The organism is Prosthecobacter sp., assembly GCF_044232965.1.
Taxonomy (GTDB): Bacteria; Verrucomicrobiota; Verrucomicrobiia; order Verrucomicrobiales; family Verrucomicrobiaceae; genus Prosthecobacter.
In genome coordinates this window covers 39,069-61,830 of sequence record NZ_JBIIKX010000014.1, presented here as the reverse complement: position 1 = coordinate 61,830, position 22,762 = coordinate 39,069, and the positions used below count along the sequence as shown (strand labels likewise).

The following is a 22,762-nucleotide window of genomic DNA, read 5'->3' as shown; positions in this document are numbered from 1 at the left end:
CATCAAAGGCCAATGAACGATCCCGCTGCCAAAACCACTTTCGTCAACCTCCTGCAAGCCGAGATCGAGCAGCGGAGCATCACACCTGTTGTCCGCCAGTATCGCAGTGGCGAAACCATTTTCTCCGAAGGCAGCCCTGGCGACGGCCTGTATGCGGTCCTTGGCGGGTTGGTCCATATCACCACCTTCGTCAGCCAGACCAGTAGCCATTCGCTTGGGGAATTCGCAGCGGGAGATTTCTTTGGTGAGATGTCCATCCTCAATGAGGCTCCGCGTTCCGCCACTGCCATCGCCAAACAAGATTCGGTGCTCTTATTTGTCTCACGAGATCAAGTTGTTGATCTGATGGAACGATCTCCGCCTCTCGTTTTCGCCCTCTTGCATGCGTTTAGTAATCGCATGCGTGAAACAAACACTCGTTTTGTTCACCAGATGATCGAAGCCGAGCGCCTCACCCTCTTTGGCCGCTTTGCGCGCTCGATCGTTCATGATTTAAAAAACCCGCTCAGCATCATCCTCCTGGCCGGTGATGCCGCCGCCTCTGAGCGTGCCAGCATGGCGCTTCGCGAGCAGGCCAAGAAGCGCATGCATCAGCAAGTGGAGCGCCTCAATCACATGCTCAACGAACTGCTCCGCGTCAGTGAAGGCTCCACTCAGCATTCTGTCGAGTCTGTGAGTTTTGCTGCTTATGTTGCTGAAATCATCGAGGACACCCATGAGGAGCTCGCCAGTAAAAAAGTTCACGTCGAGACTCGGACTGCGGTGCCCGACATCGTTCTCCCGATCAATTCGCGTCGTCTCAATCATGTTTTCTACAATCTCTTTGGCAACGCCGCTGACATCATGCCCGAGGGCGGTTCCATCAGCCTGCGTTTTCAGCACAACGAGCGCGAGATTATGACCGAGGTTGAAGACAGCGGTCCTGGCTTCCCCCCCGGTATCGTGGAGAAGCTATTCATGCCTTTTTTCACGCATGGAAAAGCCAATGGCACAGGTCTTGGGCTGTCCATCTGCAAAAACATCATCGAAGACCATGGCGGGCGGATCTGGCCCAAAGCCGAGGCTGGGCACGGGGCCATCTTTTGCTTCACATTACCCTTGGATAGAGCTGATCGGATATGAGCCTCTGTCATTTCGTGTGCAGCTTCGCCTTTGAACCGCCGCCTTTCCAGATGTCGTACTTGGGATCGGCGTATTTCGTGAAGAAGGCGTCGAGCTGCTTGGCGAGATCGGCTTTGGTTGCCTCGGTGCCGTGCTGGCCGAACTGATTGAAGCGCTCCTGCGGGTCGGATTGCATGTCGTAGAGCTCGAAGGGGCCGTCGGGAAAGCGGGAGACGTATTTCCAGCGCTCGGTGCGGATGGCGCGGGTGGTTTCCATCTCGTAGAAGATGGTGTTGTCCCAGTTCGTGAGTTTTTCGCCGCGCAGGGCAGGGGAGAAGTCACGGCCGGGGGATTTGGGCGTTTGTGGCATCTTGTTGGCGAGGCCGAGATGGCTGAGGACGCTGGGCATGAAGTCGTAATTGCTTACGAGAGCATCGCAGGTCTGTGCGGCGGGGATTTGGCCGGACTGGCGGAAGATGAGCGGGATCTGCATCATCAACTCATGCGCACCGGTGGGTCGAAAGTGATCGCCCATGCCCCACATGCCGTTTTGGCCGCCCATCCAGCCTTGATCGCTGGAATAGACAACGAGGGTGTTTTCATCGAGGCCGTTGGCCTTAAGCGCGGCCATGATCTCGCCCACGTCGTCATCGACGCCACTGACTTCGGCGGCCATGCGGCGGCGACCGGCATCGGTGTTGTGAAATTCTTTGTTGGCGTGCTGCCAGGGATGCATGGCATCGCGCGGGAAGGAATGCAGCGGCTTGTCGGCGTAGTAGGCGGCGTGGCGATTTTTCGCCGCGTTGAGCATGAGTTTGCCGAGTGAGTAAGGACCGTTGTAGGCAAGGTAGAGGAGGAAGGGCCGGTCTTTGTTCGCCTGGATGAACTCGACGCCCTTGCGGGTCCAGAGATCGGTCGTGTAACCCGGTTCGGTGCGCAGCTTGCCGTCCTCAATGATCTCCTGGTCGTAAAACTCTTTCGTGCTGCCATCCGGCTTGGTGGTCCAGGTGGTGAAGCCTTCGCTGGGCGTCATGTTGGCCCCGAGATGCCATTTGCCACTCAGGCCGCAGGTGTAGCCGGAGTCGCGCAGGACTTCTCCGAGGGAGGTAAACTCATGGAGCGTGTTGTAGGCTTCCGGTCCCATCATGAACTTCGGATCGAGGAAGGAGTGAACGCCGTGCTGAGATGGGATGAGTCCCGTGAGGAAAGTGGCGCGGGTCGGGGAGCAGACGGGATTGCTGCTGAGTGCACGAGTGAAGCGGATGCCCTCGGCGGCCAGTTTGTCGATGTGCGGCGTGCGGATGTCGGGATTTCCGTAACAGCCGAGGGTCCAGGCACCTTGGTTGTCCGTGAGGATGAAGACCAAATTGACCGGCTTTGTGGCAGCTTTGAGAGGTAAAACAGCGAACAGTAGGGTGAGCAAACAAAGCGCCTTCATGGCACTGAAACGGCATTCTGGCGGCAAACTTGCCCTGCTGAGGCTTCGCTAGGCGAGTAAATGCCAATAATTAAATAGAATTACCATATTAAATGAGATTGATTATATGGCCTGCGCCGCCTTTCGACGGCCCGCACCCGCATGTCTGCCCCTCACACGCCCCAGCAACCGCCCAAGCCAGTGCGCATCGCACCGTGGCGCGGGCCGTTGCAATTTGGGCTGCTAGCGGTCACGGCGCTGATCTCGCTGGTTTTGCAGTTCTGCTATGTGCTGCTGGTCGCGGGTTTGTTCGGCTGGATGTGCTGGCAGGTCTATCAGATCACCGGACAGATGGCGCGAACAGGGGTGTTTCAGTGGCGGGTGATTCCCGAGCTGCTGAAGTTTGCTTTCATGGGCGTGACGTGGGTCTTCATGCTGCGCCCGCTGCGTCCACGGCCGAAAACGGCCAAGGTGGCGCTGCAAATCACCGCTGCCACACAGCCGCAACTTTTTGAGCTCATCCACACGCTGTGCTGGCATCTGCGGGCGCAGCCTCCGGTGCAGGTGTGGCTGGACACGACGATCTCGGTGCGCAGCTCGATGTTTGGCGGGCTGGTGGGCATTTTGACCGGGCAAACCACGCTGCACCTCGGCCTGCCCGTGATCTCGGTCATCACCGCCCGCGAACTGGCGGGCCTGCTGGCTCATGAGCTGAGCCACAATGCTGGCGGTTTCAGCACGATCTTCATTCACGCGGTGCGGGAGATGAACGCGTGGTTCTTCCGCGCCGTGATGGAGCGTGATCCGTGGGAGATGCAAATGCATGATGCACCACGCAAGGAGTCGAAGTCCCACAAGATCGCCCGGCAGGTGCTGCGCGGCTGGATGTGGGCGGCTAAGATTCCCTTCATGCTGTTTGCCATCGCGTCACGTCTGGTGAGTACGGCCACGCTTTGGATCATCCGGCGCACGGCGGATCAATGCGGAGCCAATGTCATCGGCACTACTGCCAGCGCCCGCATGTGGCGGAAGCTCGATCTGCTTGAGGATGCTTGGAAGTCTGCGTGTCAGGAAATCCGCCGTGGTGTCATCCAGCACCGGCTGCCGGAAAATTTGTCGCTCCTCATGGCCCGGCATGTGGCGAAAACAGCCAAGGACCGCAATGCCGTGCGCGCTGAGGCTGGCATTAAAACAGAAACGGAAAACGAGAAGGACGCCAAGCCGCCGAAGGGTGCGGCGCTCGTGGAGTATCTGTCTCCGGCGCAGCCGGCGGCGGCCGTGATGCGGCAGCTTGTCGATCTCTCGCGGCAGGTCACTTATTTCTACTACCAGCACGATCTTGGACTCAATCTGCATGAGCACCGCATGGTGGCGGATGAGGAGGTCATTCATCAAAACCGCCGTGAGGAAGAGTCGTTGCTGGTCATTCGTCGTTACTTTGGCGGGCTGGCGCATCCTGAGCGGGCGATGTGCGGACTGGGCAGCACACCATCGACTTCCACGGCGCGGGTGGAACTGCAGCGCGAGATTTTGCGCGTGCGCGATGAGATCGTGCAATGGGGGCCGCAGTTCAAAGTGGCGCTGCAGGAGTGGAATCAGGCATGGCAGCGGCGTCGAGATCTGGAGGCTGCCGCCACGCTCAGTCTCGCCGGATTCACTGTCTCTCGGATGCAGTTTGGAACCGAAGATGCCAGCCCAACCTCACTGCGTGCCGAGGCAGCCCGCCAGCGCATGGTCATGGAGCACATGGAAGGGCCGTTGCAGGAGCGAGAGCGCGTGCTGGAGAGCCGCTTCGCCGCCGCACTCGGCCTGCTCTGGTGGAGCGAGCAGGCGGACCTCAACGACTGGCTGCAGGAACGCCGCAAGGACCTGCCCGCATGGGTGACGATCTATGAGGCGATGACCGGGGCGCTGCCATCCTTCCGCGAACTGCTCACCACCTTCTTCGCGTTTCAAACTTTGGGCGCGAAGTTTGCCAACGTCGATGATCCCAGTGCTTTCCTGACCGCGCTTCAGTCCGTGGTGCCGAAGATGCTCAATCTCGTGCGCCAGATCATCAGCACGATGGACGGCGCGCCGTATCCGTTTGCGGGAAATGGCAGGGCCATGACCTTGAACGAGCATTTGCAGCCACGCGGCATGCCAGAGATGCCCGCAGGCTCGCTGATGTCAGCCGATGTCGCCAGCATGCGTGCCACCGGTCTCAAAATGGCCTCCGAGGCCTCGGAAACCGTCGCGCCCTATGTCGATGCGTTCATGAGCCTCTACCATCGTGCCTTCGCCTGGCTGGCAGAGTCGGCGGAGCGGACGGAGATGCATTTCCTCGGCGCTCTCAGCCTTGGCTCTGCCACAGAGATCCTGCTGCCGGACGAATTCACCACACAGCGGCTCGGCATGAAATCCAAATCGCCAGATGCCATCGCCGCATGGAAACCGCCGGTGGCGGCATGAAATTCACACCAGCCTCACATACCTACGTCCCGGCAAAGCGCGGATCAGCCGCTTCATTTCGAGGCGCATCAGGGTGGAGGAGACCGTGGCCACGGTGAGGCCGCTTGCGGTGGTGATGTCGTTGATGTGCGCCTCCTCGGTGCCGATGGCGTTGTAGAGGATTTCTTCCTCCAGTGTGAGCGAGACGACTGGCCGTGGCTCTTCCACCTTCGGGGCGCTGGGCGCGGTGGGGAAGAGCGTCATCAGATCATCGAGCACATCCGCGCCATCCATGATGAGCTTGGCACCTTGTTGAATGAGGCGATTGCAGCCGGCGGAGGTTGGTTTGTCGATGGGGCCGGGCACGGCATAGACGGTGCGGCCCTGCTCGGTGGCCTGCTGCGCCGTGATAAGTGAGCCGCTGCGCAACGGAGCCTCGACGACGATCAATCCGCAGCTCCAGCCCGCGACGACACGATTGCGGTAAGGGAAGGTCTGTTTGTCGGCGATGCGATCCACGGGATACTCGCTGATCACCGCGCCGTTTTGCGCGATGCGCTCGGCGAGCGCCATGTTCTCTGGCGGATACAGTTTGCCGATCCCGGAACCGAGAATGGCAATGGTGCGCCCCTTCGCCGCGAGAGCGGCCTCATGCGCCGCCGTGTCAATGCCACGCGCCAGACCACTGATGACGGCGTAACCCGCATACGCGATCTGAAAACTGAGCTTCTTCGTGGCGCTGAGTCCGTAATGCGTGGCGTGGCGGCTGCCGACGACGCCGAGCGCGTTGTGGTCGCGTTTCGTGAGATTGCCCCAGACGTAAAGCACCACGGGTGGATCATGAATTTCACGCAGCAGGGGCGGGTACAGCTCGTCTTCCTGCGTGAGGATCGTGAGTTCGCGGTCACGGATCTTTTGCAGCTCACCGCCGAGGTCGATCTGCGTCTCCCATCCGGCGATGGACTCGGCCTGTGCGAGTCCGAAGCCCTCGACTTGCAGAATCTCGGACGATTTGGCGGTGAGGATGCGTTCAGGACTGCCGAAGTGCCGCAACAGCTTGCGCACACGCACGGGTCCGACCTGCGGCAGCAGATTCAGCGCGAGGTAGGCCTCCGTGCGGGTCATGTCGCGCGTAAAATCAGGCGGCGTTCGCGGTGGCCTCGCCGTTCTTGGCAGCGGCGGCGGCGGATTCCGGCAGGGCGACGTTGGTCTGGGCGGAACCGGAGCCGATCAGCTTGCGGAAGATTTTTTGCGGGAAGGACTGACCTTTTTCCTCATTCTCAAGCTGGCCGAGGGCCGTGGACTTGGCCATTTCCCAGGCCGGGGCGAAGCCTGGGGCGCTGATGACCATCTGTTTCTCAGCCCGGGCCAGGATTTCCAGCTCGCGCTGCATCTTGTTGTCTGGGCGCTCGTTCAGGCGGGCGATCTGCATGCGCAGGTTCTCGTTTTCTTGCTTCAGGCTGGCGCGTTCCTTGTTGATGTCCTGGCTTTGCTTCGAGTCGAGATCGAGTTTGTCGCTAAGCATGCCTTTGTAGCGCTTAAGCTCGCGCTTGGTCTTCCAGTGACCGTAAAGCGACTGCACCAAGAAAATGCCGCAGAGCAGAAAGCCGTAGATGAAGGTGTTGAGGGGGGAAAGGAGTTCTTTGAACATGATGGGGGAAAGCTAGTGCATGCCCCGGCGTGTGCAACCGGGCAAAGCGGTTGCATGCGGCGGCGGCTTGGCCTAGATGCGGAACGAATCACCGCCCATGCCACACGCCCTGCTCCTCAAATTTCCCGGAACGAATTGTGACGCCGAAACCGCCCGCGCCCTGGAGGCGGCGGGATTTACCGCCGAGGTCATGCCTGTGGCCCTGCTAGAGCCTGCGGCGCTCGACAAGGCGCAGATGATCGTGTTTTCCGGGGGCTTCAGTTACGGGGATTATGTGATGTCCGGCCGCATCGCCCAGCTCATCACGAAATCGAAGCTGGGAGACCGCCTCAAGACCTTCGTGGCCAATGGCGGCTACGCCCTGGGCATCTGCAACGGCTTCCAAATCCTCACGCAGCTCGATCTGCTGCCGAAGGGCAGCCTGATTCACAATGACAGCGGTCGTTTTATCTGCCGCTGGGTTGGTTTGAAGAAAACGGCGGCCAAAACCAGCCCCTACCTCACCAAACTGCCAGACACCTTTGAACTGCCCATCGCGCATGCTGAAGGCCGTCTCGTGACTGAGGGCGATGACGCGGCGAAATACGTCAAATCCGGCCACGCGGCGCTGCTCTACACGAGCAACGTGAACGGCTCCACAAACGCCATCGCTGGCCTGCAAGACGACACCGGTCGCGTGTTTGGCCTCATGCCGCATCCTGAGCGCTTCATCTTCAAGAGCCAGCACTACGATCCGGACTGGAATGGCGACGCCCAGCATGGCTGGGGACATTATCTATTCCAATCGGCGCGTGAGGCGCTGAACTGAGTTCAAATGGTCGGCGGCATGGGAGGCATGAGCATCATGCGGCCCATGGACCCGCGTCCGAACGAGGGAGGCGTCGCCATCATGGCATCGCGGCGTGTTCGGTAGTATTGAAACATGCGGCTGTAGGCGCGGGCCATGCGCTCGCGCAGCGCGTCGTTCTCGGGAGTTTGGGGCAGGTGGCGGTAATTTTTGCGCAGGAGCAGCATGCCCTGATGAACATTCAGCAGGCGTGGCTGGGCCTCCTCATCCGTGGCTCCATGATGAACGGTGACGGTCAGATCCTTGCCTCGTGCCCCAAGCGCCGACACGACCATAGCCTCAGGGCCAAGATCGTCGTAGGAAACCTGCAAAACCTTCCCCGTGAAAGCTTTGTGCCAGGCTTCTCGGGTGCAGCCGCTGGAAACTGTCAGCAGCAGCAACAAGGCGCTGAACTTCAAAAGCTGGCAACGGGAGAGAGGTTTCATGCGGTAAAGAATAAAGAGAATGAGGGGCTGGGCGAGAACTTCAAAAGGGGAGGGGACGAGTCGCCTCAAGACGGGATGTTGAAACCGCGTGATTACGCCTTGCGGTGAAATCGAGCGTTTTCAGGCTCAGATGGCAGGGGTTTGGGCACTGTAGTCCCGCCTTCAGGCGGCTCTGGAAGCCCCGGACCGCCTGAAGGCGGGACTACAAAACAGCGCCGAGTGTCTACATTTTAGTTTGTAAAAATATGGTAATTATATATAATTATTGTTAATTGTTCGGAATTCCAAATGCTATGACCTCATCTTCAGCCCCCAAATCGCGCGTTCAGCTCACGCAGTTCACCCTGGCTTTGATCCTGTTTCTCTCGGGTTTTTGCGCGCTCATTTACCAGACGGTCTGGCTACGAGAGTTCCGGTTGGTGTTCGGCGGGGCGGCCCCGGCGGCGGCGGCGGTGATGGCGGTGTTCATGGGCGGTCTGGGATTTGGCGGGAAGTTGTTTGGGGCCTGGGTGGAGCGTGTGGGGCGGCCTTTTCGATTTTATGCGCGGCTGGAAGTGGGCATTGCCATCGCTGCGGTGGCTTCTCCGGCCATGCTGGCGCTGGCGCGTTCGCTTTACCTTAAAACGGGTGGAACGGCAGGCATGGGACTTGGTGCTGCCACCTGCCTGCAACTGCTCATGACGGCGCTGGTGCTCGGCTTGCCCTGTTTCTTGATGGGCGGCACGTTGCCTGCGGCGATGAAGTTTGCGCAGCGTGATGACGATCCGCGTCGCTCGATCACGGCGTTCTTTTACGGCATCAACATCGCCGGAGCGGTCACCGGCGCAGTGCTGAGCACCTTTTGGCTGCTGCCGACGCTTGGCAACAAAGGCGCGTTGACCATCGCCGTGCTGGCGAATCTAGGCATCGCCCTAGCGGCAGGTGCGATCTCGATGTTCCAGGAGAAAGAGCCGCGTCAGCCGTCGGTGGAGACTGAATCTTCGGTCGATGAGCAGGTGGCGGCCAAAGCCCCGGCCTCGTTCGTGCTGGCGGCGGCATTCATGAGCGGGTTCACGTTTTTCGTGGCGGAACTGGTCTGGTATCGCGTCGCGACACCGCTGCTGGGCGGTTCGGTTTACGGCTTTGGTCTCGTGCTGTGCGTGGTTTTGGCGGGGATGGGCATTGGCGGGCTGTTGTACTCACTGATTTTGAAAAAAGCGGAGCCTAGCCTCGGCGGCTTCATGATTGTCTCGGCCTTGCAGGCGCTGGCGGTGCTGGTGCCGTATGCGCTGGGAGATCGCATCGCACATCTGGCGCTCATCTTGAATGACAGCCTACGCGGCGTGGGACTCACGGAGATGGCGCTGGGCTGGGCGGTGGTGATGGGTTCGCTGGCGTTTCTGCCGTCGCTGCTCAGCGGCATTCAGTTTCCTCTGCTGGTGTCCCTGCTCGGACGTGGCAACGCGGGCGTGGGTAGGCAGCTTGGCCGTGCCTATCTCTGGAACACGTTTGGCTCCATCTCGGGTTCGTTGCTCGGCGGTTTCATCCTGGTGCCGTTGATTGGATTAAAAGGTTGCTGGCTGCTCGCGGCGACGCTGATCGCCACGATGTCCGGCGCGTCGCTGTGGCTGCAAATGCGTCGTCAGCATGCAGCAAGCACCACTTTCTCATGGAACGGTCGCTTCGCCGTTCTGGCGCTGCTGGCCTGCGGCTTCTGCGCTCTCGGAGCCAGCGGCCCTACGGCGGCGTGGATGCACACACCCATCGGCTACGGCCGCGTGAAGGATGACTTCCGCACCTCGCTGGGTTTGGAAACATGGCGGCGCGACGCGCAGCGCACACTGGTGCAGGCCTACGATGGCCGTGAGACCAGTGTCGCGGTCGTCGGCGGGTCGCAGTATGCGTTTTTGACCAACGGCAAGAGCGACGGCTCCGCCGTGGGAGACGCTGGAACGCAGGTGATGCTGGGCATCGCGGGCGCGGTGCTGCATCCGAAGCCGCAGAACGCCTGCGTCGTCGGCCTGGGCACCGGCACCACCGCTGGTTGGCTGGCCGATGTGCCGGGCATGCAGCGCGTCGATGTGCTCGAACTGGAGGCGGAAATTCGCAAGGTGGCCGAGTTTTTCGATCCGGTGAGCCGCAACGCGATGAAACATCCGCGCGTCAACAACATCACCGGCGATGCGCGTGAGTTTCTCCTCACGAAAGGCGAGAACTACGATCTCATCGTCTCCGAGCCGTCGAATCCCTGCCGTGCCGGCGTGGCGAATCTCTACACGCGTGAGTTTTACACCAACGCGAGCCAGCGCTTGAACAAGAACGGCATTTTCTGCCAATGGCTGCAAGGCTACGAGGTGGAGCCGAGCACCATCAACACCGTCATCACCACGCTGCGGCAGGTGTTTCCCAAGGTGGAGGTCTGGGCCACCCAGAGTGTCGATATGCTGCTCATCTGCTCCAACGAGGACACGCCCTGGTCGCTCGAATCCATCCGCCAGCGCGTCAAAATCGAGCCGATGGCCGAGGCGTTGCGCCACTTTTGGAAGACGGACACCGCCGAAGGTTTCCTCACCGGCTGCCTCGCTAACAGTGACTACTGCTCCGCTCTCGCCGCCGCAACGAAGACCGTGAACACCGACGATATGAACCGTCTGGAGTTCAGCTTTGCCCGCAGCGTGGCGAAGCAGGCGAACTGTTCGCTCGACTTGGCCCGTGCCGCGACACGTGCTGAATGCCACCTGCCGAAAGTCGATGCCGCTATCGACATGAATCTCTACCTGGCCGAGCGCCTGCATCTTCCAGGCCGCCTATGGCAGTCCGCCACCGATGACGTGCTGCCTTCGAGTGTGCCGGCAGCCGTTCGCACGCATGTTGAAAGCCTGAAATCGTTCTGGAAGCAGCGCTATGCCGATTTCCTGGCCGCACCGAGGCTCGCACAATCTGTGCTGGCAGATCGCATCCTGCTGGCGCATGCGAAGGCTCGCACGGGCGCGGAAGATGCGTTTGCCGCCATTGATGCCGTGGCGTCGGTGTCTCCGGGCGATGTGCCGTTTCTCAGGGCCGTCGCCAGTTATGTACGGCAAAAGCCGGCGGAAGTGCTGGGGCACATTGAGCAAGGGCTCGACGGACTCATGCAGTCTCCCTGGTGCCATGTCTTACTCGTGAACGAAGCGCTCGCGTTGCTGCCTGAACTGTCAAAGACACACAAGGCAGCCACCGATCCGCGCTTCACGGTCATTTTTGAAAAACTCGGCCGCGAATATCCCGTGGAGATCGCCCGCAGCACACGCATGGGCACCCGCTGTGAGATGGCCATGCATCTGAAGGTGCCGCAGCAGCTTGAGGCGCTCCGCAGCCTGGGAGAGCCGTTTCCGTGGAACGGCCGCGCGCTCGTCCTGCGTGTCAGCGCCTACATGCGCTCGGGCGATCCGCGCTTTGACATGGCGCTCGCCGAAATGAACCGCTTCCTCGATCAAGGCGGCAAAATCGGCGCTGAATCGCCGCCCTTTGTCGTGGAGGTGAAGAAGCCCGCGTCAAAGTCCGCTGCGGTAAGCGAGATGGTGCTCGGTACGCAGGCGGGGGAATGATCGGAGCGGGGCCAACGCTGCCTCGGTGCTGCCGTGCTCGCATGATGTGAAAGGCGGCAGCCACTTTGATTCAAGCTGAAAGACTTTCAGGGAAAGGCACCGCAGACGCCTTCTGCTCTGGCTCAAGGCTCCTGCAAACTCACTCGAACGCGCATGAAGCGGGGCTGGCCGCTGCCGACTGGAATGTGGTCACGCACGATGAGCTGGGTGCTGGTGTCGGCTTCAATGATGAGGCTGCCGCTGCTCCAACTGAGCGGGTCGGCGAGGGTGCTGGTGGCTTCCACGGTGAAGGTCACGTTGGTGGCGGCGGGGTTTTTGGGGATGGTCATGCGCAGGTATTGCTGTGCGCTGACTGCGGCCAGGTCATACACGACGGGGGAACTGCTGCTGGCCTGGGGTGCGGTGCCGAAGGCGTATTCGAGGAGGTTGCGCTGGCCGTCGAAGTCGGGATCGAGGAGCTGCTGCGCGTTGGGATCGCCGGTGCCGCCCCAGTTTTGCGCCTGCCAGACCTGGAAGGCGTTCAGGTAGCCGGTGAAGGCGATGTCCTGGAATGACTCGGCGCTGGTGTCATCGGCCGTGAGGCGGAGCACATAGCTGCCTTCCTGGGAGAGCGTGGCGGTGGAGTCGGCGAGCAAGGGGGTGCCGAAGGTGACAGTGCCAGGGCCGGTGCGTCGGCTCCAGGTGCTGGTGAGGCTGACGGGGACGGGGAAGGTGTCATCGGAGACACTGCCATCGAGGGCGATGGGGTTTGAGGGCCAGGTGGCGGTGCTGGCGATGCCGACGACGGGGGCTTGGTTCAGCGGTGCGATGGTGAGATTGGAGAAGGTGACGGTGTTCAGGCCGACGCCGCTGGCGTTGTTGACGTAGAAGCCGACGAAGACGGGCGTGGTCATGACGACGGTCTGCGGCTGGCCGACCTGCGTCCAAGCGCCGGGAGCGCCGGCGACGTTGGTGGCGCGGTAGGCGGTGACGCTGTTGCTCTTGCGCACGAGGCGAATCCAGTTGCCCGCGGAAACGCCAGAGGGCAGTCCTGCGCCGGTGCCGCCGGCAAAATTCTGCCACAGATAGCCATCGTAGGCGCTGGTGGGGATGCGGCCAAAGTGAGCGTAGCCGGCGGACTCCATGCTCTCTGCCAGCCGCAGGCCGCCGATGGCGCTGCCCGCGCCGGAACTGAAGGTGACGAGACGGCAGGTGACGACCATGTCGCCAGTGTACTGCCAGCCGTGGTAGTAGCCGCTGGTGCTGCCGATGATGGTGTGGGTGCCGGCGGATTCACCGCCACTGCCTGCGGCGGCGGGCGAGGTGCTGGCATCCTCGCTGAGCAAGGCGGGGCCGCTCGGCGCAGGGGTGAGCGTGACGTTGTCAAAGGTGCCGGTGGCGAGGCCGGCGGTACTGTTGTTGGTGGTGGTGAGGCCGTATTGAGCCTGCGTGTCCATGGTGATGGTGGTGGTGGCTCCGAGCTGTGTCCAGGCGCCAGGACTGCCTGCCGCGTCGGGCGCGTAGGAGGCGATGACGGCATCGGTGCTGTCGTTGCGTTCGAGTTTGAGCCAAAGCGGCAGGCTCAGGCCGGTCTGGGTGGCGATGAGCGTGTCGTTGCCGCTGGCTGTGCGGGCACGGAACTGCAAGCCTGTGCCGGGGATGTAGCCGAGCACGGCACGGCGACCGGCGCGCAGCATGGAATCGCGAATGGTGACGCCGGCGAGAGCGGTGCTGACCGTGAGGGCGGTGAGCCGGGCGGTGATGCTGCCATCACCGCTGGCCTGGCGGGTCATGACGTGGGCCTGGTCGTTGGAAGTGGAGGCATAACCCGCGCCGGTGCCGGTGACGGTGAACAGGCCGTTGTAGGCGACGCCTTGGCCGCGCCGGGCCGTGGACGGGCCAAAGTCCTGCGTGATCCAATCAGAAGCGACGAGGCCGCTGCCGACGACGACGGTGACCTCGTCGCTGACGGTGAACTGCGTGTCGGTGGCGGTGATGCGGAAGGTGTAGCTACCAGGGGTGGTGAAAGTGACCGCAGTGGTGGCGGAGGAGGGAGACTCGATGGCAGCAGCGGCGGGGCCACTGATCTGGCTCCAGCTTTGTGTGACAGCGGCAGGCAGGCCGTCGTCGCTGATCACCGCGTTGAGGATGACGCCGTTGCCAGAGGCAAAGAGCGTGCTCTGCAGTCCGGGGCTGCTGATGTACAGTGAGGGGGCCGCGTCATTGTCGGTGATGGTGACGTTGGCAAAGGACGGAGTGCCGATGTCGTAGCTGGCGCCGCTGGAGATGGTGACGGTGACCAGTTCCTCGCCCTCGATGGCACTGTCGTTGACGGGTGTGACGTTGATCGCGCGTGAGGTCTCGTTGGCGGCAAAGTTCACCGTGGAGGCGATGGTGCTGTAGTCGGTGGTGTTGGTGGCATTGCCGGAGAGGGCGACGGTGACGGCGAGCGCACCGGTCGTTGGCGCGGTGCGGGTGAGGGTGAACTGACCGGGATTTCCGGTGGTTTCGGCGGCGTTCGGATCGTTGGCGGCAATCGTGACGGTGCTGCGGTCGTCGTCGAGCACCGTGACGGTGGCGCTGCTGGGGTTGCCAATGACGTACGAGCCTGCGGCGAGCGTGAGCGCGACGGTTTCCGCGCCTTCATTGGTGGCATCATTGACCGGCGACACATCGATCGTGGCGGTGGTGTCACCTGCCGAAATGGTTTGGGTGAGCAAAATCTGAGCGTAGTCGGTGCTGTTTGAGGCGCTGCCGTTGACCGTGAGGTTCACGACGAGCGGGTTCGTGGCGTCGCCCGTGCGGGTGAGGGTGAACTGGCCCGCATCACCAGCCTCGGCGGCGTTGGCATCATTGGCGGTGATGGTCACGACGGTTTGGTCATTGTCGGTGAGGGTGAGGGTGTGGGCGCTGATGGAGCCAAGTTGGAGGCCGGACACCCCCGAGAGCGTCACGACGATGGTTTCATCACTTTCCGGGGTGCTGTCTTCGTTCAGCGTGAAGGGGATGGCCTGCACGGTTTCCCCAGGTGCAAAGCTCAACGTGCCGCTGGCGAGCGTGTAATCCGTGCCACCGCCGGTCGCGGTGCCGCCGGTGACGGAGTAGTCCACGCTGGTGGCCGCAGAGGCGGGATAAGACAGACTCACGGCTATGCCACCGGTGCCGGCACCCTCCGCGCTGGAACCCGTGGCCGCTGCGAAACTCACGAACGGGATGCCCGGCGGGCCGTCGTCATCGAGAATGGTGTAGCCATGGGTGCTGAGCGTTCCCAGACCGGCACCATTGGCGCTAAACAACTGGATGGTCACCACGTTGTCCGGTTCATCGACGCTGTCGTTGTTGATGGTGAGCACGATGTCCTCGCTCGTGTCGCCGGGGGCGAAGGTCAGCACGCCGGGGGGCAGGGTGAAGTCAATGCCGCTGCCGAAGGCGTTTGTGGTGGTCTGGAGGCGCAGACGGCGCTCCAGGCTGCCGCTTTTGACGAAGCCGGCATGAAGGTGGCGCGAGTAGCCGTCGCGTGTCTGCCGCATCATCACGCCCGCCTGCGCCCCGTTCGCACCGTCGGAGAGGCTGAGGAGTCTGGCGACAAGAGTGAAGTCTCCGCTGACTTCCGTGGCGGCAAAGTGCGCCTCATCGCTCGCGCCGGTGATGCCCGCGCCGCTGCCGGTGAGAGTCCAAACGCCTGCGCTGAGGCTTTCGCCGCCGATTTCGTTCGTGAAGCCGACGGTGCGGCCGAGAAGGTTTGTGGCCGGCGAACCATTGAGCATTGAGCGTCACATTGTCAAAAACGCCAGTGGCGATGCTACCATCGCTCGCGGCGGAGACGGCGAGGCCGGCGAGCATGCGCGGACCCGGTGCGAGTGTCTGAGCGGTGCCGATGGCCGTCCAAGTGGAGCCGTCTTTGGAAAAGTCGCTGGCAAAGGAGTCGCCCGTGCGGGTGAGGCGGAACCACTGCGGCAGCACAGGGGTGCTCAGTGTCGTGGGGTTGTTCGAACTGCCGCCGGCCGCCGTGCGGTTCATGGTGTAGAACAAGCTGCTGGCGGCGCCGGTGGCGAGGCTGGCGGCATAGATTGAGTTTTGCGCGGTGGAACTGCGCAGCATCACACCGAGGCGGGCGCTGGTGCTGGTCGTGCCGATGGCGACGAGGCGGGCGGTGATGGTGCAGTTCGCCGAGGCGGTGACCGGCATATACACGAAACGGCAATTGTCCGTCGTGGCGCTGGTGCTGATGCCGCTGCCGGGTGTGTTGAAGGCATAGGAGCCCGAGCTCAGCGTGTGAGTGCCGGAGGGGCCCGCATTGCCGATGTTGGCCGCCGTTTCGGCACCGGTCGAACCGCCGGCGGAGAGGCCGGTGACGGTGAGATTGTCAATGGTGGCCGTGGTGGCGGTGGCGGAGCCGGAGGCCACCGCGATCCCGGCGAGGTAGTCGCTGGCGAGGCCGCTGACGGTGAAGCTGCTGCCGCGCTGCGTCCAGATCGTGCCGTCGTTGGATTCAAAGTGGGTGATGCTGCTGCCCGTTTTCACCAGGCGCACCCAGTAGGGCAGCGCATGCGTGGTCAGTGTCGTGGTGGTGCCGGAGGTGGTGGAACTGCCTGCGGCATACTGCACCGTCACGGGACCGGCTTGCGCGGCGCTGAGTGTCACGGGAATGCTCACGCTGGTCGTGCCCTCATTGCCCGCCGAGCTTGCCTGGCTGAAAGCCACGGTGGCCGTGGCGGTGTCATTGTCCGTGATGTACATCACCGCGCCGGGGCCGCGTGAGTAACTGCCGGCGGCGAAATCGAAGGTGATGGTCTCCGTGCCCTCAAACGTGGTGTCATTGGTGATGGTGAGATCCACGTTTGCCCCCAGCGAGCCGGCTGCGATGGTGACGCTGCCGCTGGGAGCGGTGTAGTCGCTGCCGCTGGTGGCGCTGCCGCCGAGCGTGTAGTTCACCGTCAAAGCAGCGCTGGTGCTGCCGGTGCGTGAAACATAAAACCGCACCGGCGAGGTGGTGGCCCCTTCGGTGAAGCTGACGCTGCCCGCTGTGCCCACCTGTGTGGTGACATACACGGTGTTTGTGTTGTCATTGTCCCTCAGCCACATGGTGGCGGCGGCGGTCTCGTTGTAGGTCTGGTAGCTGCCAGGGCTGAGTGTGAGCGTGAGTGTTTCGAGGTCCTCAAGGTCGGTGTCGTTCGTGGCGGTGATGGTGATGTCCTTCGTGACGGTGGCACCGTTGTTCAGGGTGATGCTGGTGCCGGTGAGCGTGTTCCCGGTGCCGCTGACGCTAAAATCACCGCTGACGGCGGTGCCACTGAATGCATAGCTCACCGCCAGCGAGGTTGTCCCCGTGCCGCCGCGGGCGGTGATGCGGAAAGTAGCGGTGCCGCTGCCCTCCGTGGCATTGCTGATGGTGACGACGTCGATGTAGGGCTGGTCTGCCGCTCCGTCTGTGATGGTGACTGTGGCGGTGTTGCTGCCGCTGATGGCATAGTTGGAGGCGGCCGCTCCGAGGTGGATGACGGCCTGTTCCGGCCCTTCGCCAAGCTGATCAAAGCGCGGCATCACCGTCACGCTGGCCTGTGTTTGCCCCGCCGGGATGACCACGCTGCCGGGCAGCGCCTCAAAGTCGATGCCATGCAGCGCCATGATGCCGGAGCCTTGGGCGCCCGAGAAAGCATAATAGACCGTCAGCGGCGCGGAGATGTCCCCGCTGCGGGTGACGACAAAGGTGCCCGTGTCAGCCTGCGTGCCAGGGACGCTCAGATCGAGTTCCTGCGCCATGGCATCGGTCACCGCGATTGTCACGGTCTGCTGGTCATCATCATCGAGACTCGCCGAGGCGTTGGTGAGCGTGGGATCGATCAGATACGCCGCATTGGCGCTGAGCGTGAGGCGCACCGTTTCCTGGGATTCGGAGATCGCGTCGGCCAGCGGCTGCACATTCACCACCGCCGCGTCGGCGTTGATGGGGATCGTGACGCTGCCTGACAGCGCCGTGAAGTCGGTGCCGCTCGTGGCACTGCCGTCCACCGTGTAATTGACCGTCAATGCGGCCGCTGTGGAGCCGGTGCGGGCCACCGTGAAAACCGCCGGAGCGGCGCTGCCTTCCAGGGCGCGGCTCGTTGCAGCGGAAATGGACACCTTGGGCAGCGCGGTGTCGTCATCGTTGATCACAATCGTGGCGGTAGAAGGCATGTTGACGATGTAGCCATTGCCAGGCCCGAGCTGGAGGGTGGCGGTCTCCGGCCCCTCCTGGGTGGCGTCTGTCAGTGGCGTGAGGGTGATGTCGAGCGTGGCGGAGCCTGCCGGGATCGTGAAGGTGCTGAAGCCGAGCGCGGCGCTCACATAGTCGGGGGAAAAATTGTAATCCGTGCCCTTGGCGGCAGTGCCCTGGGCTGTGTTCACATTCACCAGCAGGCTTTGACTGGTGTCACCCACGCGGGTGAGGCGGAAGGTGCCAGGGGTCACTGGCGCAAGCTCATTCGCCGCAGGCACCGGAGTGCTGATCGTGACCACGGGCTGGGCAACGGCCCGGAAATTCGCCCCGGTGAAGCTCGGCCCAACGCTGACGGGATTGTTGAACTCCTCGTCAAAGCTATAGCCATAGAGCAGCGGTGTCACCGCATAGGTCGTGGCGGAGAGATTGGGGATCACATACCAACCGTCGGCGTCGGTGATGACCCCATTGATGCCGTTGGCAGTGACCACCACGTCCTGCAGCCCCTGCCCACCGGCGGTCACTCGTCCGCGGATGGTGAAGCGGCTGTTGCCGTTGCCCACGGTGATGAGCTGGCTGCGGGCGCTGGTGCCGCCTTTCATGTCGCTCACCGTGCAGGTGACTACATAGGTGCCGGCCGTCGTGAACTGCCGTGTGATCACCGGCACGTTGGGAGAGACCGCTTTGAAGGCCGAGTCGCCAAAATTTTGCCAGGAGTAGGCCAGCGTGTCGCCGTCGGGATCATTGGCCGCAGCCGTGAAGGTCACGGTGCCGTTCACCGGCACGCTGGTGGCGGAGGGCGTGAGCGTCAGCGTGGGCCGTTGGTTCGTCGGGAAACTACCCAGGTGGATTTGCACATCCACATAACGCGGATTGTCATTCATCGCCACCGTCGTCATGTGGATGCCGCTCTCGGTGTCGGAAAACGTGCTGCCGAGCGAGATCGGCGCGTCTTCTTTCAAAAACGGCGAGCCTGGAGTCGTGTCGAGGAGTTGCAGGTTCTGCCCGCTGCCGTTCGGATAGCGCCAGCCGAGCATGAGGCCGTTTTTGATCCATGGGATCGTGTCGAAGAGCGACCTGACCTCGCCCCAGTAAGTGCGCTGGGCATCTTTGACGAGCCGCAGCGCGTAGCGGCGGGCGGGATCGAGCACGCCGGTGTCCTGCGCATGGATGCGGTAGAGGCCGCTGCTGCTCACGCTCTGCACATACGCATCCCCAAGCCAGCGGATCTGGTTTTTGCCCGCGACATTGTAGTGGCCGTTCGGAAACGAGCCACTGGTTCCCACGATGTCATAGGAATGGCCGTATTCATCATTGCCGCCGGGGCCGATACTGCTCGTGCCAGAGGTCTCCCAGAAGTTCGCATGCAGCAGCCCGAAGGAATGGCCGATCTCATGCGCCCAGGTGCCGGCGGAATCGGTGCGCAGCCACACCGTGCTGCCAGGCACAGTCGCCAGGCCGCCGTAGGAGCCCGGGCCGCCGTTGTGCCTCACGCAGATACTGTCGTACTCGTTCGAGTCATAGCCGAGCTTTCGTGCTTCATCTCGCGAGTGCAGATGCTCCAGGCCTTCACCGTCAATGTCACCGCCATTGCTGGTGTCCCGGTTCACATACCAGGCCTCGTTGTACGGCAGCTTCACCAGCGGGCAGACGGTGCCCACCAGAGTGAGGCGGCCATAAGAGGCCTTCGAGTAATGTTCGCTCACATTGCGCAGCGTCTCGTACAGCGTCGCCTCCGACGCGGGCGTCGCGTTTTGGTCCGCGTAGGTCATGGGGATCACCAGCACCTTGATGACACCAAGGGAGGGCGTCGGTGCGTTCGGCAGGATGCCGGTGTAACCAAACGCACCGCCCGTGGCACCTTCTCCAAGGATCAACGTCTCGTTGTAGCTGACAATATGCGCACCATCGCAAAAGAACACGACCTGACCGCCCGTCTCCACCGCTGGCGTCGTGACCGTGATCTCCTCAGTGATCACCTGCGGCGACTCGAAGACTTGCTTGCCAGACACCGGGCAGTCCACCACCGCCTCCTTGCCCGCTGGCGGCACCTCGCCGACTTCCAACGTTCGGGAAGGCTGCTCGCTCACCGCCATCTCACTGTCGATCGCCACGCCGTTGAGCGAGGCCGCCTCCACGCTCGTCGCCACTTCGCGGCGGCCATAGACATGGGCATTGTAGGCCCTGCCATCGCCAAACACCGCCCTGCGCTGCTTGACGGTGTTCTCGTTCGTTCCCCTGCTGTCTGTAGGCACCCCCATGCGCAGATGCAGCGATCCTATGGCATTCATCCGCTTTTCCAGCAGCGAAACGATCTCCGGCGGCAGCTTCTGCCGCACCACCATCGGCACCGCCTGCTGGATTGCCTCCCGTGGATCTGCCATGATCAGCGCCTTGAAGACTGGACGGCGCTCCTGGGCCAGCTTCACGCCCTCTTCAAGCAGTCCGGCTTTTTCGGCCGGGGTAGCTGGCAAATAAACGTCTGTCCACGCCGAAAAATCGGCCAATGGATCACCCGAAATCTTCAAGACTCCCGTTGGCGCACTTCTCACCTGCCTTTCAGAACTCACCGCCGAGTCCACCTCTCCAACCACCGCCTGCGTCACCGCCACCGTCTGCGCCGAAGGCATGGGGCGTGAGCTAGGGGGCTGCTGCTCATGCCGACTCCACAGCCATACGCACAGAACGCATCCCGTGATGAAAAGAAGAATTCGTCGGCTGAAACGCCTGATGCTCAATTGGGTTGGGCGAGGTGGTTGATTTCCTATTGTTTTAAACCAAGCCGCGCCCTGACCTCAATGCCAAAATGGAGCATGGGCCTGTCATTTTCCCCGCTGCTTCTCTCAGGCTTGGGGAAGCCCTTATTGCCTAGGTCATGCTGCGAAACCTCACCCTTGCCGAGCACCTGAAAAAACACTGACTCACACCGCAGAATTGGGAATGCCGCAGAGGCTGGCGGACGAGTGATCGGAAGGGAGGTGAGATCGTGGCAATTTTGGCGGGTGGTTGCCGTATTGTTGGTCCCCCCAATTTAATGTCCTTTCTCGCCCGGCATCCTGTCCTTCGACTCGTCGCCTCGCCACAGCATTTGTGGCGCACGCTGTCGCTTGGCATCAAAACCATCTGGCTGCACAAGCTGCGCTCCTTTCTGACCGCACTGGGCGTGGTGTTCGGCGTGGCCTCGGTCGTGGCGATGCTGGCCATCGGGGAAGGGGCCAGTCATGAGGCGCAGGAACAGATCCGCAAGCTCGGCAGCCAGAACATCATCCTGCAAAGCGTCAAACCGCCGGACGGGCAGGGCTCCAGCGGCGAATCACGCAGTATGATCAGCGAGTACGGTCTCACCACCCGCGACATCCAGCAGATTCGCCAGACCGTGCCAGGGATCGACATTGTCGTGCCCAGCCGTCACATCTCCGAGAACATCTGGAACCTAGACCGCAGCATTGACGGCCTCGTCATGGGAGTCTTGCCGGTTTACCCGCAGATGAGGAACCGCCAGATCATCCAGGGCCGCTTTTTCACCGATCTGGAGATGGACGGGCGGGTTCCCGTGTGTGTCATCAACGAGACGGTGGCCGGACGGCTCTTTCCACTCTCCACCCCCACCGGCAAGTCCGTGCGTGTGAAGGGGTATTACTACAAGGTGGTCGGGATCATCCAGGACGAGGGGCAGAGCGTCGGCACCGACGCGGGCAGTTCCAACAGCAACGCTCCGGCACAGATCATGATCCCATTTTCCACGCTGATGGACCAGTATGGAGAGACCTTTTTCCGCTACCGCACCGGGAGCTTTGAGGCTGAGAAGGTGCAGTTTCACGAGGCCGTCATCCGGGTTGAGGATGTGAAGCAGGTTGAAAGCCGTGCGGAAGCCATCCGGCATCTCATGGGCACCAATCACAAGAAGGAGGACTGGCGTATCATTGTGCCGGTGGAACTTCTCAAGCAGGCGGAGCGCACCAAGCGGATCTTCAGCATCGTTCTGGGCAGCATCGCCGCCATCTCGCTGCTCGTCGGCGGCATCGGCATCATGAACATCATGCTTGCCAGCGTGACCGAGCGCACGCGTGAGATCGGCATCCGCCGTGCTTTGGGAGCACGCCAGGCGGACATCGTCGTGCAGTTCCTCATCGAAACTGTGCTGCTGGCCGGGGTCGGCGGTGTCCTGGGGGTCGCGCTCGGGCTTGGCATTCCCTTGGCGGTGCAAAAGTTCGCGGGCGTCACCACGGTCATCAAGATGTGGTCGCCCATCCTGGCTTTCTCGATCTCCGTGCTCACTGGCATCGCCTTCGGCATTTATCCGGCGCGTCGAGCCGCCAAGATGAATCCGGTGGAGGCGTTGCGGCACGAGTAGCCTGAATCTTTAAGCGTAACGAAAAGCGTCCGCCGGGCTTTCCAAGGGAACGATGAAAGCATTCCTTCCTTGGCTCATGCTCACCACCATCGGCTTCCCAGCGGTGCCGGAGCAGGATGCCGCCTCCACCAGTCCTCTGGCCACCCCGGCCGTGGTGCTCTGCCTGCGACCGCTGCGCCTGGCACAGCAGCCAGGATTGCCGGAGGCGGTGGAAAGTGTGCGGCGACTCACGGCGTTGGCAAAAACTCAGGAAGGAACAGCCCAAAGGGCAGTGGATGCCCTCATCTTTATTTTCAAAGACCTCTTTCAGAAGGAGCAGGAACTGGTCATGGCGGAAAAAGCCCTGGTCGAGGCGGAGAACAGGGCGCTGGCGAAAGAAAAGCTCGCCCAGCACACCGAATCGGTGGGCAGCAAGCTTTCGGGGCCGAATCCGCGTCTCGCGCAAATGTTTCGCCAGGAAGCGGCGGATCTTCGTTCCCTGGCGATTTCGCGAAGGGATGAGGTGTTGCGTGTGATGAAGGAGAAGATCATCGGCTACAACCAGTCAGCCGCTTACTTTCAATCGCAGGGGGACACTGAGGTGGTGATCGCCCTGGCAAGCTCGCTGTATGCCGTGGTGGACCGCAGGCTGCCGGGATTTGAATTCAACTCCAAGGTCTCCCGGGCGTGGATTGTACAGCAGAAGGCGCGGATGTGAGTTCCGTCCCCATCGAAAGTTGAACTTGTGGCCACATCATAAAAAAGCGGGTGTGCTGAGACTGGCTCAACACACCCGCTCTGAAGAATCCGAACA

General features: G+C 62.0%; 12 protein-coding genes. 6 read left to right on the top strand and 6 right to left on the bottom strand.

Annotated features, from left to right (window positions below):
- Nucleotides 1–12: 12 nt before the first annotated feature.
- Nucleotides 13–1,122, top strand: a complete 1,110-nt coding sequence (locus ACILSI_RS08405) for an ATP-binding protein (RefSeq protein WP_395721417.1) — start codon at nt 13–15, stop codon at nt 1,120–1,122.
- A 7-nt stretch (nt 1,123–1,129) separates the two neighbouring features.
- Here ACILSI_RS08405 and ACILSI_RS08400 read toward each other — a convergent pair whose 3' ends face one another.
- The gene (locus ACILSI_RS08400) at nt 1,130–2,539 is read right to left on the bottom strand and encodes a sulfatase (protein ID WP_395721416.1); all 1,410 of its coding nucleotides are present in this window, start codon (nt 2,537–2,539) and stop codon (nt 1,130–1,132) included.
- Nucleotides 2,540–2,680: 141 nt separating this feature from the next.
- Here ACILSI_RS08400 and ACILSI_RS08395 point away from each other — a divergent pair, with 141 nt between their 5' ends.
- On the top strand, nt 2,681–4,969 hold the full coding sequence (locus ACILSI_RS08395; RefSeq protein WP_395721415.1) for a M48 family metallopeptidase: 2,289 nt from the start codon (nt 2,681–2,683) through the stop codon (nt 4,967–4,969).
- Between the two features lie 3 nt (nt 4,970–4,972).
- On the opposite strand, the gene dprA is transcribed toward ACILSI_RS08395, so the two are convergent.
- Both dprA and ACILSI_RS08385 read right to left on the bottom strand, forming a co-directional pair.
- Nucleotides 4,973–6,073 carry a DNA-processing protein DprA gene (dprA, locus tag ACILSI_RS08390; protein WP_395721414.1) on the bottom strand — a complete coding sequence of 367 codons (1,101 nt, stop codon included), beginning with the start codon at nt 6,071–6,073 and terminating at the stop codon, nt 4,973–4,975.
- Between the two features lie 13 nt (nt 6,074–6,086).
- Nucleotides 6,087–6,599, bottom strand: coding sequence for a hypothetical protein (locus tag ACILSI_RS08385; protein ID WP_395721413.1), 513 nt, complete (start codon nt 6,597–6,599; stop codon nt 6,087–6,089).
- Between the two features lie 97 nt (nt 6,600–6,696).
- Between ACILSI_RS08385 and purQ the strand changes: the two genes are divergently transcribed.
- Nucleotides 6,697–7,407 carry a phosphoribosylformylglycinamidine synthase I gene (gene purQ / locus ACILSI_RS08380; RefSeq protein ID WP_395721412.1) on the top strand — a complete coding sequence of 237 codons (711 nt, stop codon included), beginning with the start codon at nt 6,697–6,699 and terminating at the stop codon, nt 7,405–7,407.
- 2 nt (nt 7,408–7,409) lie between these two features.
- On the opposite strand, the gene ACILSI_RS08375 is transcribed toward purQ, so the two are convergent.
- Nucleotides 7,410–7,871 (bottom strand): hypothetical protein, encoded by a 462-nt coding sequence (locus ACILSI_RS08375; protein WP_395721411.1) that lies wholly within the window; start codon nt 7,869–7,871, stop codon nt 7,410–7,412.
- Between the two features lie 293 nt (nt 7,872–8,164).
- Between ACILSI_RS08375 and ACILSI_RS08370 the strand changes: the two genes are divergently transcribed.
- Nucleotides 8,165–11,437 (top strand): fused MFS/spermidine synthase, encoded by a 3,273-nt coding sequence (locus ACILSI_RS08370; RefSeq protein ID WP_395721410.1) that lies wholly within the window; start codon nt 8,165–8,167, stop codon nt 11,435–11,437.
- 122 nt (nt 11,438–11,559) lie between these two features.
- Here ACILSI_RS08370 and ACILSI_RS08365 read toward each other — a convergent pair whose 3' ends face one another.
- Nucleotides 11,560–14,946 (bottom strand): beta strand repeat-containing protein, encoded by a 3,387-nt coding sequence (locus ACILSI_RS08365; protein WP_395721451.1) that lies wholly within the window; start codon nt 14,944–14,946, stop codon nt 11,560–11,562.
- A gap of 100 nt (nt 14,947–15,046) precedes the next feature.
- Nucleotides 15,047–20,089 (bottom strand): Calx-beta domain-containing protein, encoded by a 5,043-nt coding sequence (locus tag ACILSI_RS08360; RefSeq protein WP_395721409.1) that lies wholly within the window; start codon nt 20,087–20,089, stop codon nt 15,047–15,049.
- Between the two features lie 560 nt (nt 20,090–20,649).
- On the opposite strand from ACILSI_RS08360, the gene ACILSI_RS08355 reads away from it, so the two are divergent.
- Together ACILSI_RS08355 and ACILSI_RS08350 are read left to right on the top strand one after the other, a co-directional pair.
- Nucleotides 20,650–21,969 carry an ABC transporter permease gene (locus tag ACILSI_RS08355; RefSeq protein ID WP_395721408.1) on the top strand — a complete coding sequence of 440 codons (1,320 nt, stop codon included), beginning with the start codon at nt 20,650–20,652 and terminating at the stop codon, nt 21,967–21,969.
- Between the two features lie 76 nt (nt 21,970–22,045).
- Nucleotides 22,046–22,666, top strand: a complete 621-nt coding sequence (locus ACILSI_RS08350; protein WP_395721407.1) for a hypothetical protein — start codon at nt 22,046–22,048, stop codon at nt 22,664–22,666.
- Nucleotides 22,667–22,762 lie beyond the last annotated feature (96 nt).

What these genes read in the sequence shown, in the direction of transcription:
- ACILSI_RS08405 (WP_395721417.1), top strand. Translation starts at nt 13, where the DNA reads ATGAACGATCCCGCTGCCAAAACCACTTTCGTCAACCTCCTGCAAGCC.
- ACILSI_RS08400 (WP_395721416.1), bottom strand. Translation starts at nt 2,539, where the DNA reads ATGAAGGCGCTTTGTTTGCTCACCCTACTGTTCGCTGTTTTACCTCTC.
- ACILSI_RS08395 (WP_395721415.1), top strand. Translation starts at nt 2,681, where the DNA reads ATGTCTGCCCCTCACACGCCCCAGCAACCGCCCAAGCCAGTGCGCATC.
- dprA (WP_395721414.1), bottom strand. Translation starts at nt 6,073, where the DNA reads ATGACCCGCACGGAGGCCTACCTCGCGCTGAATCTGCTGCCGCAGGTC.
- ACILSI_RS08385 (WP_395721413.1), bottom strand. Translation starts at nt 6,599, where the DNA reads ATGTTCAAAGAACTCCTTTCCCCCCTCAACACCTTCATCTACGGCTTT.
- purQ (WP_395721412.1), top strand. Translation starts at nt 6,697, where the DNA reads ATGCCACACGCCCTGCTCCTCAAATTTCCCGGAACGAATTGTGACGCC.
- ACILSI_RS08375 (WP_395721411.1), bottom strand. Translation starts at nt 7,871, where the DNA reads ATGAAACCTCTCTCCCGTTGCCAGCTTTTGAAGTTCAGCGCCTTGTTG.
- ACILSI_RS08370 (WP_395721410.1), top strand. Translation starts at nt 8,165, where the DNA reads ATGACCTCATCTTCAGCCCCCAAATCGCGCGTTCAGCTCACGCAGTTC.
- ACILSI_RS08365 (WP_395721451.1), bottom strand. Translation starts at nt 14,946, where the DNA reads ATGCGGCAGACACGCGACGGCTACTCGCGCCACCTTCATGCCGGCTTC.
- ACILSI_RS08355 (WP_395721408.1), top strand. Translation starts at nt 20,650, where the DNA reads ATGTCCTTTCTCGCCCGGCATCCTGTCCTTCGACTCGTCGCCTCGCCA.
- ACILSI_RS08350 (WP_395721407.1), top strand. Translation starts at nt 22,046, where the DNA reads ATGCTCACCACCATCGGCTTCCCAGCGGTGCCGGAGCAGGATGCCGCC.